This window comes from Bradyrhizobium sp. JR3.5 (assembly GCF_054057015.1).
The window spans coordinates 1218508-1233995 of the sequence record NZ_JBSRYV010000002.1; the positions used below are offsets into that span (position 1 = coordinate 1218508).

General features: G+C 65.7%; 11 protein-coding genes and 2 pseudogenes. 8 read left to right on the plus strand and 5 right to left on the minus strand.

Going from position 1 to position 15488, the window contains the following annotated elements; translation table 11 throughout:
- Positions 1-169: 169 nt before the first annotated feature.
- The gene (locus ACVWW1_RS22600; RefSeq protein WP_456657484.1) at positions 170-1624 is read left to right on the plus strand and encodes a GH1 family beta-glucosidase; all 1455 of its coding nucleotides are present in this window, start codon (positions 170-172) and stop codon (positions 1622-1624) included.
- Position 1625: 1 nt separating this feature from the next.
- On the opposite strand, the gene ACVWW1_RS22605 is transcribed toward ACVWW1_RS22600, so the two are convergent.
- Together ACVWW1_RS22605 and ACVWW1_RS22610 are read right to left on the minus strand one after the other, a co-directional pair.
- On the minus strand, positions 1626-2693 hold the full coding sequence (locus tag ACVWW1_RS22605; protein WP_456657485.1) for a maleylacetate reductase: 1068 nt from the start codon (positions 2691-2693) through the stop codon (positions 1626-1628).
- Positions 2694-2714: 21 nt separating this feature from the next.
- A pseudogene (locus tag ACVWW1_RS22610) lies at positions 2715-3696 on the minus strand (helix-turn-helix domain-containing protein).
- A 153-nt stretch (positions 3697-3849) separates the two neighbouring features.
- Here ACVWW1_RS22610 and ACVWW1_RS22615 point away from each other — a divergent pair.
- Positions 3850-4577, plus strand: a pseudogene (locus ACVWW1_RS22615) (alpha/beta hydrolase).
- A gap of 188 nt (positions 4578-4765) precedes the next feature.
- Here the strand turns inward: ACVWW1_RS22615 and ACVWW1_RS22620 are convergent.
- Positions 4766-6259: a flavin-containing monooxygenase gene (locus ACVWW1_RS22620; protein WP_456657486.1), complete on the minus strand. Its 1494-nt coding sequence runs from the start codon at positions 6257-6259 to the stop codon at positions 4766-4768.
- A 118-nt stretch (positions 6260-6377) separates the two neighbouring features.
- Positions 6378-6827 carry a cupin domain-containing protein gene (locus ACVWW1_RS22625; RefSeq protein WP_173638340.1) on the minus strand — a complete coding sequence of 150 codons (450 nt, stop codon included), beginning with the start codon at positions 6825-6827 and terminating at the stop codon, positions 6378-6380.
- 264 nt (positions 6828-7091) lie between these two features.
- On the opposite strand from ACVWW1_RS22625, the gene ACVWW1_RS22630 reads away from it, so the two are divergent.
- The 4 genes from ACVWW1_RS22630 (at position 7092) to ACVWW1_RS22645 (ending at position 10160) form a co-directional block, all read left to right on the plus strand.
- Complete coding sequence (locus ACVWW1_RS22630; protein WP_456657487.1) at positions 7092-8120, plus strand: AraC family transcriptional regulator; 1029 nt, start codon at positions 7092-7094, stop codon at positions 8118-8120.
- 97 nt (positions 8121-8217) lie between these two features.
- A complete protein-coding gene (locus tag ACVWW1_RS22635; RefSeq protein WP_456657488.1) occupies positions 8218-9084 on the plus strand; it encodes a S1C family serine protease in 867 nt (288 codons plus the stop codon).
- On the plus strand, positions 9081-9455 hold the full coding sequence (locus tag ACVWW1_RS22640; protein WP_176529453.1) for a response regulator transcription factor: 375 nt from the start codon (positions 9081-9083) through the stop codon (positions 9453-9455). Before ACVWW1_RS22635 ends, ACVWW1_RS22640 begins: the two co-directional genes overlap by 4 nt.
- Positions 9456-9947: 492 nt before the next feature.
- Complete coding sequence (locus tag ACVWW1_RS22645) at positions 9948-10160, plus strand: hypothetical protein (protein WP_212319406.1); 213 nt, start codon at positions 9948-9950, stop codon at positions 10158-10160.
- A gap of 70 nt (positions 10161-10230) precedes the next feature.
- Here ACVWW1_RS22645 and ACVWW1_RS22650 read toward each other — a convergent pair whose 3' ends face one another.
- On the minus strand, positions 10231-11541 hold the full coding sequence (locus ACVWW1_RS22650; protein ID WP_456657489.1) for a metallophosphoesterase family protein: 1311 nt from the start codon (positions 11539-11541) through the stop codon (positions 10231-10233).
- 227 nt (positions 11542-11768) lie between these two features.
- On the opposite strand from ACVWW1_RS22650, the gene ACVWW1_RS22655 reads away from it, so the two are divergent.
- Positions 11769-13187, plus strand: a complete 1419-nt coding sequence (locus tag ACVWW1_RS22655) for a M20 family metallopeptidase (RefSeq protein ID WP_456657490.1) — start codon at positions 11769-11771, stop codon at positions 13185-13187.
- A 411-nt stretch (positions 13188-13598) separates the two neighbouring features.
- Entirely contained in the window at positions 13599-15389 is a 1791-nt protein-coding gene (locus ACVWW1_RS22660; protein WP_456657491.1) for a peptide ABC transporter substrate-binding protein, read from the plus strand.
- Positions 15390-15488 lie beyond the last annotated feature (99 nt).

The following is a 15488-nucleotide window of genomic DNA, read 5'->3' on the forward strand; positions in this document are numbered from 1 at the left end:
CGCCATAAAACTGACAACTCCGCGACATCTGACATCGCAACGGTTCGCACCGATTGGTGTGCCGCTCGCTACCGCGCCTCGACCTCTGGCCGTTGTTGCTCAACGGCGGGGTGGAAGGTTAACCTGCGGCTGGCATTCCAGCCGCAGCGTCCGGCCACGGGAGACAATAATGTTCGGTAAGTTCTCGCGCCGGCAGTTTGCGGGCCTTGCAGGCCTCTCGGCGCTCGGTTTGACCGGCCCTGCCGAGGCAGCGAACCATGCTCCGCGGCGTGACGGCGCGAACTTTCCAGCCGGCTTCGTCTGGGGCACCGCGACCTCGTCCTACCAGGTCGAAGGCGCGGTCAATGAGGATGGCCGCGGCCCGTCGATCTGGGACACATTCACCCACACATCGGGCAAGATCGAGGACGGTTCTACCGGCGACCGTGCCAACGACCACTATCACCGCTACAAGGAGGACGTCCGCCTCATCAAGGAGCTCGGCGCCAAGGCCTACCGTTTCTCGATCGCCTGGCCGCGGGTGTTCCCCGATGGCACCGGCGCGCCGAATCCGAAGGGCCTCGACTTCTACAACCGCCTGGTCGACGAGCTGCTCGCGAACGGCATCGAGCCCTACGCCACGCTCTATCACTGGGACCTGCCGCAGGCATTGCAGGACCGCGTTGGCGGCTGGCGCTCACGGGACACGTCGAAGGCGTTCGGCGACTACGCCGGCCACGTGGCGCAGCGGTTGACCGACCGGGTGAAGAACATCTTCACCCTCAACGAGGTCGGGCGTTTCCTCCCCTTCGGCTATGCGCTCGGCGTCGACGCGCCGGGCCTGACGCTGCCGCCGGCCGAGGTGAACCAGGCGCGCCACCATGTCGCGCTGGCGCACGGGCTCGCGGTGCAGGCGATCCGCGCCAAGGGCCGCCCCGGCACGCGGGTCGGCCCCGCCGAAAACATCACCGCCTGCGTGCCCGCGATCAACACGCCGGAGAACATCCGCGCCACCGAGATCGCGACGCGCGAGCTCAATGCGGGCTTCCTCGGCGTCGTGCTCGAAGGCAAGTACACCGAGGGCTTCCTGCAATATGCCGGCGCCGACGCGCCCAAATTCACCGCCGAGGAACTGAAGATCATCGCACAGCCCAACGATTTCGTCGGGCTCAACATCTACGCGCCGCACTGCTATGTCCTCGCCACCGACCGAGCCCCCGGCTGGAAGCCGCTGCCGATGCCGGGCTCGTTCCCGCACATGAGTTCGGATTGGCTGCGGATCGCGCCGGAGACGATCTACTGGGCGCCGCGGATTGCCGCCAAGCTCTGGAACATCAAGAGCATCTATATCAGCGAGAACGGCGCGTCCGGCGAGGACAAGGTGCAGCCGGACGGGCAAATCTACGACCTCGACCGCATCATGTTCCTGCGCAACTACCTCGCCCAATTGCAGCGCGCGACCGCCGACGGTGTGCCGGTCCACGGCTACTTCCTGTGGAGCCTGATGGACAATTTCGAATGGATCTTCGGCTACGCGAAGCGCTTCGGGCTGTACCGGGTCGATTTCGAGACCCAGGCGCGCGTGCCGAAACTGAGCGCGGCGTTCTATCGCGATGTGATCGCACGCAACGCCATCGGGGTTTGATCTATCCGGCCTGCGGCCGTGCGCCCGACCACGCGCGCCGGAGCAGATCGCTGATGCCGCGCTCTTCGATCGGCCGCGGATTCCAGTAAGGATTCCTGGTGGCGAGTGCGGCCGCCTTTGCGATGCCGTCTTCAGGCATGCCGATCTCGGCGAGCGAACGCGGCGCGCCGAGCCTTGCCGACAGATCGAACAGGCCGTCGGCCGCATCAGCAACCCCGAGCGCCCGCGCGGCGCGGCCGATCGCATCGCGCGCGGCCGGCGTGTTGTAGGCGATGGTATGCGGCAGCAGCACCGCATGGGTTTCGGCATGCGGCAGGTCGAACAACGCGCCGACGGTGTGGCAGAGCTTGTGGTGCAGCGCCATGCCGACGGTGCCGAGACAGACCGCGCACAGCCACGCGCCGTAGAGGGCATCCGAGCGCGCGTCGTGATCGCGCGGCCGCGCGATCACGTCCGGCAACGATGACGCGAGTTTCGCAATCGCCTCTTCCGCCATCAGCGAGGTGATCGGATTGCCGTCCCGCGCATACAGCGCCTCGGCCGCATGCGCGATCGCGTTGAGGCCTGATATCGCGGAGAATTTTGCGGGCATCGAGAGGGTCAGGTTGACGTCGTAGATCACGGCCTCGGGCAATATCTTGGGCGACGACTGCGTGGTCTTGACGCCGTCCACGGTCTCGCCGAGCACCGGCGTCATCTCGGAACCGGCATAGCTGGTCGGCACGATCAGTTGCGGCAGATCGGTGCGCAGCGCGATCGCCTTGCTGAGACCGGTCGCGGCACCCGCGCCGATCGCAACCACGCCATCGGGCTTCAACTCGCCGACCATCTGCATCGCGCGTTCGGTCACTGCGACCGGCGTGTGCACCACCGCGCCGTCGAACGCGCCAGCCATGCGGCCGCCGGTCAAGCCTCGGAGATCGCCGAGTTCGGACTGCTGCCGCCGGCTTGCGAGCACCAGCGCGCGGCTGATGCCGAGCCGGCCGAGCTCGTCGGCCAGCTGCGCGACCGTGCCGGTCCCGAACACGACCCGCATCGGGCTGACTTGATAAATGAACGATTGGGCCATGACGATTTCCAGAACGGTTGGTCAGCCGCGCCGCCAGTCGCGCAGCGCGCAGCCGAAGCGATGCCGGAAGCGCCGGGTGAAATGCGACAGGTCGGAGAAGCCCCAGTCGAACGCGATGTCGCCGATCGCGCGCCCGGTGGTCGCGGGATCCTTCAGGTCGCGCGCCGCACCGTCGAGGCGGCGGTCCATCACGTAGCTCGCGAATGTCGTCCCGGCGCGCTCGAACAGTTTGTGGACGTAGCGCTCGCTGGATGCCGATCGCGGCGGCGATGGCGGCAACAGCGAGCCCGGACTCGCGCAGCCTGCGGTCGACGGCGCGGCGCAGCGCGAGCCAGGTTGCATCGGCAAGACCCGCGCTCTCGGCAACGCCCGCGCGACCGGACCGCGACAGGCTGAGCGCGACCAGGTCGAGCAGCACGCCGAACAGCCGGGCATTGTCCGTATCGGACGCCCGGAGCGCCGAATTGTTCAGCACTTGTGCCGTCTCGGCGATGAGATGGCCGACGAACGGATCATCGGAGACCCGCGCCGGTGCGACCTCCGGCGCCGACGGCAGCCGTTCATCGAGCGCCTCGGCCGGCACCCAGAACGAGGCGACCTGCAGCGCGGGACCGCGGTCGTGCAGCAGCGAGAAGCGCTGACCGCTGTCGAAGATTCCGACCTGCCTCGGCGAGAGGCTGATCTCGCGACCCGCCTGCTGGATGCGGCAGCGGCCGGCGAGCTTCAGATTGAGATAGTAGCAGCGCCGGCTGGACGCGGCGATGTCGGCAGCCGAACGCCGCACGACATGCTCCGGGAAACCGACCCGGTTGACCGCGCCGTCGCCGAGCCCAACGGTCTCGACACGCGCGATGAAGCCCGGCGTCGCCGGCGGCTCCGGCGTCAGGTTCATGAAGGCCTGGCAGATCGCCTCGCGATAATAGGCGAACTGCTCGCCCGGCCGCGTGTCCGCGGTATTCCAGCTCAGCCTGCGGGAGCGATCCGCGGCGGCGATTTGCTGCATCAGTTCACTCCGAGCCCAGTCCGGTTCGGTTACAGCCAAGCGCGTTCCGTGGCCCCGGGTCAATATCCATCAGGAACCGCATGACGTCGGCGCGTATCCCCGGCCGTCCGAACCGCGCAATCGATCTGACCAAACCACACAGGAAGGTACAACATGTCGACCTATGTTCTCGTCCATGGCGCCTGGCATACCGGCGCCGAGTTCGAGCCGGTTGCGGCTGCCATCCGCAAGGCCGGCCACGTCGTCCCACACCCCGACCATCAAGGGCAACCGCCCCGGCGACCGCAAGGGCTCCGGCCTTGCCGAGGCCATCCAGTCGATCGTGGATTACCTCGTCGAGCACAATCTGAATGACATCGTGCTGGTCGGCCACAGCTATGGCGGCATGGTCATCACGGGCGTTGCCGATGCCGCCGCCGATCGCATCCGCCGGCTGGTGTACTGGAATGCGTTCGTGCCGAACAATGGCGAGAGCCTCAACGACATGGTGCCGCCGCACTATGTCGGCCTGTTCGATGCCATCCATGCCGAGCGCGGCGACGGCTCGGTGGTGTTGCCGTTCCCGGTCTGGCGCGAGGCCTTCATTAACGACGCCGATCTCGATACGGCGCAGCGGGCCTATGACCAGCTCAACCCGCATCCGCTCAAGACCTTTCAGGACAAGATCGCGCTGCGCAGCAATCCGGCCGAGATGCCAATCGCAAAATCCTACGTCAACTGCACCGAGGATACCGCGATGCCGCACGGGCCTGCCCTGGCACCCGCGGCTGTCGGAGAAGCTCGGGCTGTTCCGCCTGGTCCAGCTGCCAGGCAGCCATGAGCTGTGCTTCTCCAATCCCGAGCGCCTGGCGCAAGCCTTCCTCGACGCCGGCCGCGACTGAACCACATCGGCACGAGAGCGGCTGCACCTCTCCCCAACGGGGAGAGGTCGGCTTGCATAGCAAATCGGGTGAGGGGCCGCAGCTCCAACGAGAGACCGCAACCCCTCACCCGGCGCTGCGCGCCGACCTCTCCCAAGGGAGAGGCAAACCTGCGATGCCGCATCAGCACAGCCTAATTTCATCACGCTTTAGGCCACCGCCTTGTATTCAGGAGCGGTCGCAAGGAAGCGCGCATAGGCGTCCGCGTCCGGCGGCGTGAACTTTTCGACGAGCGGGTTGCGGCGCGACGCCTTGGTGCCGATGTCCGCCAGCAGCTCGTCGAAATGCTTGAAGTGATACGGCGCGACGCACAGGCCGCCATAGACGCCCGCCGCCGGCCGCTCGACGCGCTTGAAGTTCAGCATCATCGCGATGTTGTCATGCATCTCGGTCGCGCTCGGCTGCCGCGCGAGCTGGCCGTCGGCGTAGCGCACCAGCCAGTTCGCCGCGAGATCGGCGCACAGCACGGTGCAGAAGCTCGAATTGAAGCCGACAAAGCCCATGTCGGGCAGATCCGGGTTCGCGATCAGCCGATAGAGCCGATATTGCCCGTCGGGCTCGACCAGCTTGTTCTGATACTCCTTAGGGAGGAACGGCACGCCGAGCTTGTAACCGATCGCGAGCACCGCGACGTCGGCTGCGACACGCTGGCCGCCGCTCATCACGATGGTCTTGCCGTCATAGTGATCGAAAGTGCCCTGCACCGCCTTGATCCGGCCATCGGCAACCATCGGATAGAAGCCGGGGGTCGCGATCGGCACCGAGCAGTTGACGCCGTCCTCGATCCGCTCCTTCGGCACCATGCCGCATCGCTTCAGCTTGAGCTGCATCTTCAGCATGCTCTCGAGCCCCCGCCAGTTCGCCCAGACGAACGGCTTTGCGACGACATGCGCGAGGCGCGCCATCGGGCCGATGCCCCAGCTCGCGAACATCTGCTCCTGCGCGCGGATGTAGAGGATGCGCTTGAAGTTGACGAGACCGCCGACGAAATAGGGAATCCGCCAGACCGGTTCGCGAAACACGATGGTGACTTCGCTGGCGCCGGAATTGACCGCATTCACCGCAATGTCGGTCGCCGATTTCGAGCCGCCGAGCACGACCACCTTGCGGCCCTTGGCGAGATCGGGGTCGCCGTATTGCGACGAATGCAGGATCTGGCCGCCCTGCGCCTTGAAGCCGTCCTCGCCGGGCAGCGGCAGCGACTTTGGCTCGTTGAATTGCCCGGTACAGACCGCGACGAAGTCGAAATCCTCATGGTCGGTGGCGCCGTCGGTCGAGCGCAGCGCGAGCGTCCAGCCCGGTCTGCCGTCGGCGCGGCGCATCATGCTCTCGACCCTGGTGTTGAACCGCATCGCACCGTCGAGCCCATGGCTGCGGGCATAGTCACGCAGATAGGCATGGACCTGCGGACCCTTCGGCCATTCCGGATAGGATTCCGGCATCGCCTTGTCGGTGTAGCGATAGAGCTCCTTCGGGCTCTGGGTCTGCACGTCGGGATAGGAGCGCGCCGGCTCCCAGACCCCGCCGAGATCGCCGCTCCGCTCGATAATGGTCACCTTGTGACCGCGACCGGCAAAGGCCTTGCCGGCGGCGAGCCCGGAAATGCCGGCGCCGATGACGCACACATGCTTCTGCTTGACCATGAAACGTCTCCGCGATGAATGAACAGGTGCAATTTCGTAAGTGCGCGCATCCCCGCGATCGCCGGCGCCTGCTCCGGCGATTGCCGCCTCGCGTGCGTATTGTCTGCTGGCCGCCGGCCTACTCGTTGGCTTCCGGCGGCAGGAAGTCCACCTCGTGCTCGGCGGAAATGCGCACCACTTCGACGGGGTCCTGCAGATTGTGCAGCTTCTCGAACAGCGCCTCGAGCTTCTGCATCGGCGATACCCAGAACAGCGCCCGCGCCGGCTTATCGGATTTGTTGAAATAGCCGTGCGGAATGCCGCGCGGCATGCGCACGAGGTCGCCGGCCTTGGCCTGCACCCAGACGCCGTCGAGCTTGAGGTCGAGCACGCCCTCCTGCACCAGGATGAATTCGTCCTGGGTCGGGTGGATGTGCACCGGCACGAACTGGCCGGGATCGCTGTTGGTCTCGAATGCGAAGGTCGAGTCGGTGACGGCCTTCGGATAGTAGACCTGGCCCAGGATATTCCAGGTCTTGCCGCCGTAGCCGGTGCCGGTTCGGGTAATGCCTTTTTCGAGCGCGCCCATGTCAGCCTCTCCAGTTTTGGATGCGTATTGCCGACACCGAGCCTGTCGCCAGCCGGTGCGGCTGTCTAGCCGATAAACGAATCCGCAGCCGGCGCGACCATGCTGCAATGCGGCAGCGACGAGCCCGGAAGCCTCTGCCCAATGCCGCCGCATCCGCCTGCGCGCCGATCGGGCAGATTGCGCGACGAAACGGCGTTCCCCTTTGCCGGCGGATGCACTAGGCTGCATGATGTTTTAGACCTCAAACAACTCCGGACGGCCGGCGTGACTGCTGTTGGCAACGAGGTTTCGGCAAGGACAAATCCCGCGAGGGCAAGGCTCAAGGATTTCGCGCGCGTCGCGACGGCACGCGTCGATGACGCGGCCGAGGCGATCGGCCGCATCTTCTGTCCGCATGAGCTGACGCCGGTCGATCGTTCGGAGCGCGATTTCTCCGCGCACCACAATTGCGCCGGGTTCGACGGGTTCTCCGTCAACTATGTCGCCTATGGCGGATCGGTCGCGATCAATCCAGGTTGCCTCGACCGCTTCTTCCTGTTGCAGATGCCGCTGTCCGGCTCGGCCGCGGTGCGGACCGCCGCGCGTGAGCTCACCACCGGGCCGCAACACTGTGCCTCGCTGCTGTCGCCGACCATTCCGACCGAGATGACCTGGCGCGACGACTGCGCCCAGCTCATCGTGCTGCTCGACCGCAAGCTGGTCGAGCATCGCGCCGCAGCACTTGGCGGCGTCGCGGTCCAGCCGGTCGAGTTCGATCCGGCCGTCGCGCTGAGCGGGCAGCTCGGCGAGATGCTCTCCGCCAGGATCGAGCGGCTCGTGACGACAGCCGAGCAGCTCGGGCCACGCAAGACCTTGTCCACGGTCGCGGCGGCCGATTGGCGCGAGTCGTTTCTCAATGTCCTGCTCAACGAGCAGCGACACAGCCTGAGCTCGGCGATCGATGTCTTCAACGGCCGAACCGAGGCCCAGCCGGCGGCGCTGAAGCGCGTGCGGGCTTATCTCGAGACCCGCGCGACCGAGCCGCTGGATCTCGCCGAGCTTGCGGAGATCGCAGGCACCGGCGTCCGCGCGCTGCAACTCGGCTTCCGCCGTCACTTCGGCACCACCGTCTCCGAGATGCTGCTCGACATCCGCCTCGCCCATCTCAACGCCCGTCTCAAGACGGCGCGGCCAGGCGAACGCATCGTCGATATTGCATTCGACCTCGGCTTTACCCATCTGAGCCGCATGGCGAGCGCCTACCGCGCCAAGTTCGGCGAGAGCCCGAAGGCGACCCTGCAGCGGCTGAGCTGAGCGGCAGTTCCGATCGGCCCGTCCGCGCCCTGCCCATCCGGCCAGTATCGCCGTCAGCCGCGACATCCCAGATTGCGGGAAGCCAACGGAGTTTCCCATGACCGAACCGACCACACTCGCCTCGCTGTCGTCAGCCCTTTCCGAGACCATTGCGCGCGCGGCGCCTGCGATCGTTTCCGTGCATTCGCATCGCGCGCGCGCCTCCGGCTTTGTCTGGAAGACCGGCCTGATCGTCACTGCGGACGAAGCGCTCGCCGACGAGGGCGAGATCGAAATCCAGTTTGCCGACGGCAGCCGCAGGCAAGCCACCGTCGCCGGACGCGACCACACCACCGACGTCGCGCTGCTGCGGGTCGACGGCGACGTCGCGCCGATCAAGCTGTCGACCGAAATTCCCGCGCTCGGATCGCTCGCGGTGATCGTCGCGGCCGACCGCGGCGCGCCGATCGCGCGGCTCGGCATGGTCTCCCGGTCCGGCGCCGCATGGCGCAGCCTGCGCGGCGGCGAGATCGACGCGCGGATCGAGCTCGACGTCCGGCTGCGGCACAGCCAGCAGGGCGGGCTGGCGCTGAATGCCGCGGGCGTGCCCTTCGGCATGGCGGTGCTCGGCCCGCGCCGCGTGCTGACGATCCCTGCCACGACCATCGAGCGGGTCGCAGCCCAGCTCGAGAAGAACGGCCGCATCGCGCGCGGATATCTCGGCGTCGGGCTGCAGCCGGTTCGTCTCGACGATGGCCTCGGCGCAATGGTGATGAACGTCGACAAGGCCGGCCCGTCAGCTGCCGCCGGCATCCGCCAGGGCGACGTGATCATTGCCGTCAACGGCGAGAAGCTGTCGGGCGTGCGGGCGCTGTCGCGCGGCCTCGGGCCGCAGAGCGTCGGCAGCGTGGTCGAGCTCACCGTACATCGCGGCGGCGAGCCGTTGAACTTCAAGGTGACGGTCGGCGAAAGGCCCGAGACGTGAGCAGTGAGCCCACTTCCGACATCATCATCGCACTCGAGATCGACGACCCCGCCCTCGCCGACCGGCTGGCGACACTGCTCGGCAGCGTCGCCGGCCTGCGGCTTGCCGCGCCGGGCGAACAGGCGACCGCGACGATCGTCGCACGCAACCGGGAGACCGCGGGCGGCGGCGACTTCGAGCTGACGCCGCGCGAGCTCGACGTGCTGGCGCTGCTGGCCGAAGGCGCATCCAACAAGATGATCGCTCAGCGGCTCGGAATTTCGGTCCACACCGCCAAGTTTCACGTCGGCTCCCTGCTCGACAAGCTCGATGCCACCGGCCGCACCGACGCCGTGGCGCATGCGGCGCGGCGCGGCGTGATCAATTTGTGAGGGCCGGACGTACAAGGTTGATGCTGCCGGATTGACCTATCCCTCCGTCGTCCTGGCGAAAGCCAGGACCCATAACCACCGCATTCGATGCTGAACCGAACTGTGGCCCCAGCGTCGCGCAACAATTGAGATTTGGGGTAATGGGTCCTGGCTTTCGCTAGGACGACAGGATGGTTCTCGATTCAAGATGTCAAGCAACGCGGTGTCATCACCCGCGCATGCGGGTGATCCAGTATTCCAGAGGCAGCAGTGCTTGAGCCGAGAGGCCGCGGCGTACTGGATCGCCCGGTCGAGCCGGGCGATGACATATGAGAATGGGGATACACATCTGCATTCTCGCGACACGATCGCGCAACCACTCAAACGGCCCCAACTCAGTGGTCGCGAAAATTCCGCCGCACGGACGCTTAGACCAATTGTGTAGGTAGTCGTCCGGATACAGACGCCTCCTCGATCTGGTTATGCAATCTTCAGCCTACAAGAAGAAACGGCATGAAGAAGCTGATCGATCGTCATCGGGACATTCAATACACGCTCACCAACATCGAACCCGACCTCTGGAGCTGGTCATTCGAAATCAACGGCAAGATCAGGCAAGGCACTACGCGCGCGCGGCTCGGCCTGCTGGCGCAGCGGCGGGTCTGCACGCTGATCGATCGCGAATTGAAAAGCGCGGAACGCGACAAGCCGAAGAAGCCTGACTAGGCCCCGCGTACTGGCTCGGTTTCTCGGCACGGCGGTCGCCGCCGACTTGGCTCAAGACTTGGACTTTGACTCATGACAATGCGAACACGGCCGCAGCGACGTCGAGCCGTGGTCCGGCATATTGCCTGTCGTCCGGTCCATGCTGTCCGCACCCGACGCTCCAGAGCGCGGGCCACGAGAACCGCTCGAGCCCCGTCGCCGATATCGCCGCGAACGACGTCCAGCTGATGTCACCGCGGCGTCGCCACAGCACGCCTCCCGGTCCCATGTCCGGATAGAAGGCGATGTCGAGGTCGAAATCCCGCTCATCGCCGAGATCGGGACCGACCCAGTAATGCGGACTACGCCCGGGCTCGCGGCCGAGGATCAGGGTGAGCGTCTGGTTCGGCCCGCGCAGGCCGAGCCAGAGCGGCGCGATCATGTCAGGCACGGGCGTACAGAGCAGCGTTTGCGGCGCGGCGCTTGCCGCGGCCGTGCGGCCCGACAATTTCAGGGCGACCACCGTCGCGGGCGCCGGCGTTCCTGACAGCGGCGCAGGGCTGGTCCCGTGCGGCAATGGCGACCACGCGGCGCGGTCGAGAGAGGGCAGCGGCCATGCGAACTGCTCGCGCACGGCGCCTTCGGTGTCGAGCACCTGATAGCGAAGACCATCCTGATCGAGCGCCGCCTGCACGCAATGCAGATACTCGACGCCTTCGGGCATCCGGTGCGCGGTGCCCGCACCCGCCGTGCAGATCTGCAGCACGCCGCGATGGACCTGAACATCGAATGCGAGGATGTGGCTGCACAGATAGGCGGTCACGCCGGCGCCGACCAGGATCTCCCAGAAGCGCGCGCTGTATTCGTGACCGATCTCGCGCTGATAGCTGCCGCTGAAGCCGTTGATGGGGAACACGGGATGATGACCCAGCACCAGCTTGTGCCGGGCATCGCTGTGCTGTTCCAGCACCGCTTGCAGCCAGTCGGTCTCGACATGGCCCTCGCCGCCCAACCCGCTCCACAGCGTGTGCACGAACACCATCACGAGATCGTCGCGGCGGACCCAGTAGGACAGCCCCTCCTGACCGGGCGGACCATTGCGCGGCAGCTTCAGCACCTCGCGAAACACCGCCTCGCTCATCTCGTCATAGGTGGTGTGGTTGCCGGTCGTGTGCCACAGCGGCACCGCGCGCCGGTCGAGCCAGCCCATTTCGGTGTCGAGCCAATGCCGCCACTGTTCGCGCAACGCGTCGGCATCGGCGGTGAGGCCGATGATCTCGTCGCCAGGGAAGAGGATGAATTCGGGCGCAGGATGCAGCCGGCGGACCACGTTGTTGACCGATGTGAAGGTGCGCTCATGCAGCGCGCCGGCTACCCCCGAGCAGGCGTCGGCATAGATCACGAACTGGTGGCCCGAGTTTCTAGGTAGCAGAGACGGAATTGAATCACTCATCGCCGGATTGTAACGCGAAGCGGCGCGTCATGCGATGACCATGCCATGATCGAGAGAAAACCACACCGAGACGTGACGTTGCGGAACAGCTGATCTGCCGGCCGGCGCTAGGCGACATCATGCCAAGCTGCTAGCCTTTCGCGCTTCAGATTGCCTTAGTTGAGGAACCGAAGCAAATGGACAACCGTAATGATGTTTGGCGCGGCGTCGACACGATCAAGCCGCGTTTCATCGAATTGAGCGACCGGGTCTGGGCGATGCCCGAGGTCTGCTACACCGAGGCGCGCTCATCCGCCGAACATCTGGCCGAGCTGCGCCACCAGGGTTTCCGCATCACCGAGAACCTCGCCGACATTCCGACCGCGGTGATGGGCGAATGGGGCGAGGGCGGCCCGGTTATCGCCTTCCTCGGCGAATATGACGCCCTGCCCGGCCTCAGCCAGGAGGCCGGGGTTGCCGAACCTCGTCCGGTCGAGAGCGGCGGCCACGGCCACGGCTGCGGCCACAATCTGCTCGGCTCTTCCGCGCTGCTCGCAGCGACCGCGGTGAAGGACTGGCTTGCTGCCAACAAGGTGCCGGGCCGGGTGCGCTACTACGGCTGTCCGGCCGAGGAAGGCGGCGCGGCAAAAGCCTTCATGGTGCGCTGTGGCGCGTTCGAGGACGCCGACATCGCCATCACCTGGCATCCGCACAGTTTCTGGGAGGTCGCGGTGACGCCGTCGCTCGCCAACACCCGTGCCGATTTCATCTTCACCGGGCGAACCTCGCATGCAGCGGCCTCGCCGCATCTCGGCCGTAGCGCGCTCGATGCGGTGGAATTGATGAATGTCGGCGTCAACTACATGCGCGAGCACATGCCGAGCGATGCCCGGGTGCACTATGCGCTGCTCGACACCGGCGGGATTGCACCCAATGTGGTGCAGGCCCATGCCCGCGTGCGCTACTCGATCCGTGCCCGCGACCTGCCCGGCATGAACGAGCTGGTCGAGCGCGTGAACAAGATCGCGCAGGGCGCAGCCCTGATGACCGAGACCAAGATGGAGATGAAGATCATCTCCGCGGTCTCCAACATCCTGCCCAACACCCCGCTGGAGCAGACCCTGCACCGGATCATGGAGGATCTCGGCCCGCCGCATTTCGACGATGCCGACAAGGATTTCGCCGGCAAGATCCGCGCGACCCTGACCGACAAGGACATCGCCTCGGTCTATTACGCGATCGGCATGGAGCCGACTGACCGGCCGCTGGCCGATTTCCTGGTGCCGATCGACGCCAAGCGCAATCCGCTGATCGGCTCGACCGATGTCGGTGACGTCAGCTGGGTGGTGCCGACGGTGCAGGTCCATGCACCGACGGTTGCAATCGGCACGCCGTTCCACACCTGGCAGGTTGTGGCGCAGGGCAAGACGCCTGCCGCACACAAGGCAATGGTGCAGGCCGCCAAGGCGATGGCCGGCCTCGGCGTCAAGGCGCTGATGGAGCCGGCGCTGATCGCGGCCGCCAAGGCCGACCTCAAGAAGCGGACCACCCGAACACCTTATATCAGTCCGCTGCCGGCGAATGTTGCACCGCCGTTGGACATGTCGGTCGCCTGAGCGCCGCATCTGCGGCCGGGCCTGCGCGTCGATGCGAGGCCCGGCCAGCACCTATTCTGATCCGATCGGAGCGGAGCGGGGCCTCTGGATTTTTGCTTTGACGCGGTTTCGTCGCGCGAACCGGCACCCGCTTCGCTCGAAAACGCGCGCGCGTGACAAAAAAGCATCTCGGAACAAAGGATAACGAACAAATTTTCCGCACTGCGAGGTGCGCGCAGGCGCGCTTTGGCACCGAAATGCCGAACCGATGTGCGGCGCTGAGCGGTTCTGCACAAGCGATAGCCAAAAGACCTAGTCGCTGAACCTCGGGAGGCGTTGACCTTCGCGGTCATTCGGTGTGCCATCTGCCGCCAGCACGGCGGCCGGTTCCAAGGCCCGCCGCAATCACACGTGAGCCGGACCGAGGGGACAATGTTCGACAACAATCTGCGCGGGATGATCGACGACGTAAGGGACGGACGGATGCACCGCCGCGCCTTCGTCAAGCGAATGATTGCCGTCGGCCTCACCGCGCCGTTGGCGAACCAGATTCTGGCGATCGGCGGCGTCGCGATGGCGCAGAGCCCCAACCCCTACAAGCCGACCAAGCGCGGCGGCGGCGGTCCACTGAAGCTGTTGTGGTGGCAGGGCCCGACCCTGCTCAATCCGCATTTCGCCACCGGCACCAAGGACCAGGACGGCTCGCGCATCTTCTACGAGCCGCTGGCCAGCTGGGACGTCGACGGCCATCTCAACCCGATCCTCGCCGCCGAGATCCCCTCGATCCAGAACGGCGGACTCGCCGCCGACGCCAAATCGGTGGTCTGGAAACTCAAACCCGGCGTCAAATGGCATGACGGGAAGCCGTTCAGCGCCGACGACGTCGTCTTCACCTGGGAATATGCCAGCGACCCCGCGACGGCCGCGGTCTCGAGCGCGACGTACGCCGGCATGACCGTGGAGAAGGTCGACGAGCTCACGGTCCGCATCAAGTTCAAGGATCCGACGCCGTTCTGGGCCAACGCGTTCGTCGGCGCCTATGGCTGCATCATTCCGAAACACCTGTTCGCGGAATTCAAGGGCGGCAAGTCGCGCGAGGCGTCGACCAATCTGAAGCCGGTCGGCACCGGACCCTACAAGTTCATCGAATTCAAGCCGGGCGACCTGATCCGCGGCGAGATCAATCAGGACTACCACATGGCGAACCGGCCCTATTTCGACACGATCGAGATGAAGGGCGGCGGCGACGCGGTGTCGGCTGCCCGCGCGGTGATCCAGACCGGCGAATATGATTTCGCCTGGAATATCCAGGTCGAGGACGAGGTCCTGCTGCGGCTGGAGAAGGGCGGCAAGGGAAAGACGCTCTATGCCGTCGGCGGCGACATCGAGTTCATCGCCATCAACTTCACCGACCCCAACACCGAGGTCGACGGCGAACGCTCGTCGATGAAGACCAAGCATCCGATCCTGTCCGACCCGCGCGTGCGCCAGGCGCTCGCGCTGCTGGTCGACCGCGACTCCATCAAGAAGGTGATCTACGGCCGCGCCGGCCGCGCCACCGCCAACTATCTCAACGGCCCCGAGGAGTTCGTCTCCAAGAACACCAAATGGGAGTTCTCGGCCGAGAAGGCGAGCGCGCTGCTCGAGCAGGCCGGCTGGAAGGCGGGCTCCGACGGCATCCGCGAGAAGGACGGCAAGAAGCTGAAGCTCTTGTACCAGACCTCGATCAACGGGCCGCGGCAGAAGACCCAGGCGATCGTCAAGCAGGCCTGCCAGAAGGCCGGCATCGACGTCGAGCTGAAATCGGTGGTGGCCTCGGTGTTCTTCTCCTCCGACGTCGCCAACCCCGACACCTACTCCCATTTCTATGCCGACATCGAGATGTTCCAGATCCCGATGACGCAACCCGATCCCGCCCTGCACATGCGCCGCTATCATTCGCGCAACGTCGCCACCAAGGAGAACAAGTGGCAGGGACCGAACTTCCCGCGCTGGGTCAACAAGGATTTCGACGCCGCAGTCGATGCCGCCGATACCGAGACCGATCCGATCAAGCGCGCGGATCTCTACATCAAGTGCAACGATCTGATGTGGCAGGACACGGTGATGATCCCGGTGATGCATCGGCTTGCGGTGGAAGCCTGCTCCAACACGGTGCGGCCCGCACTCTCCGGCTGGGCCAACCAAACCGACAATCTGCAAGACTGGTATCGTGAAACCTGAGACACGGGGACGGGTTCGGAGTTGAGTGGGTGCATCTTCTCCCTCTCGGGGAGCGGGGCTCCGACCGCAAATACCGTGAGAGATGAGTTCTTGGAGAGT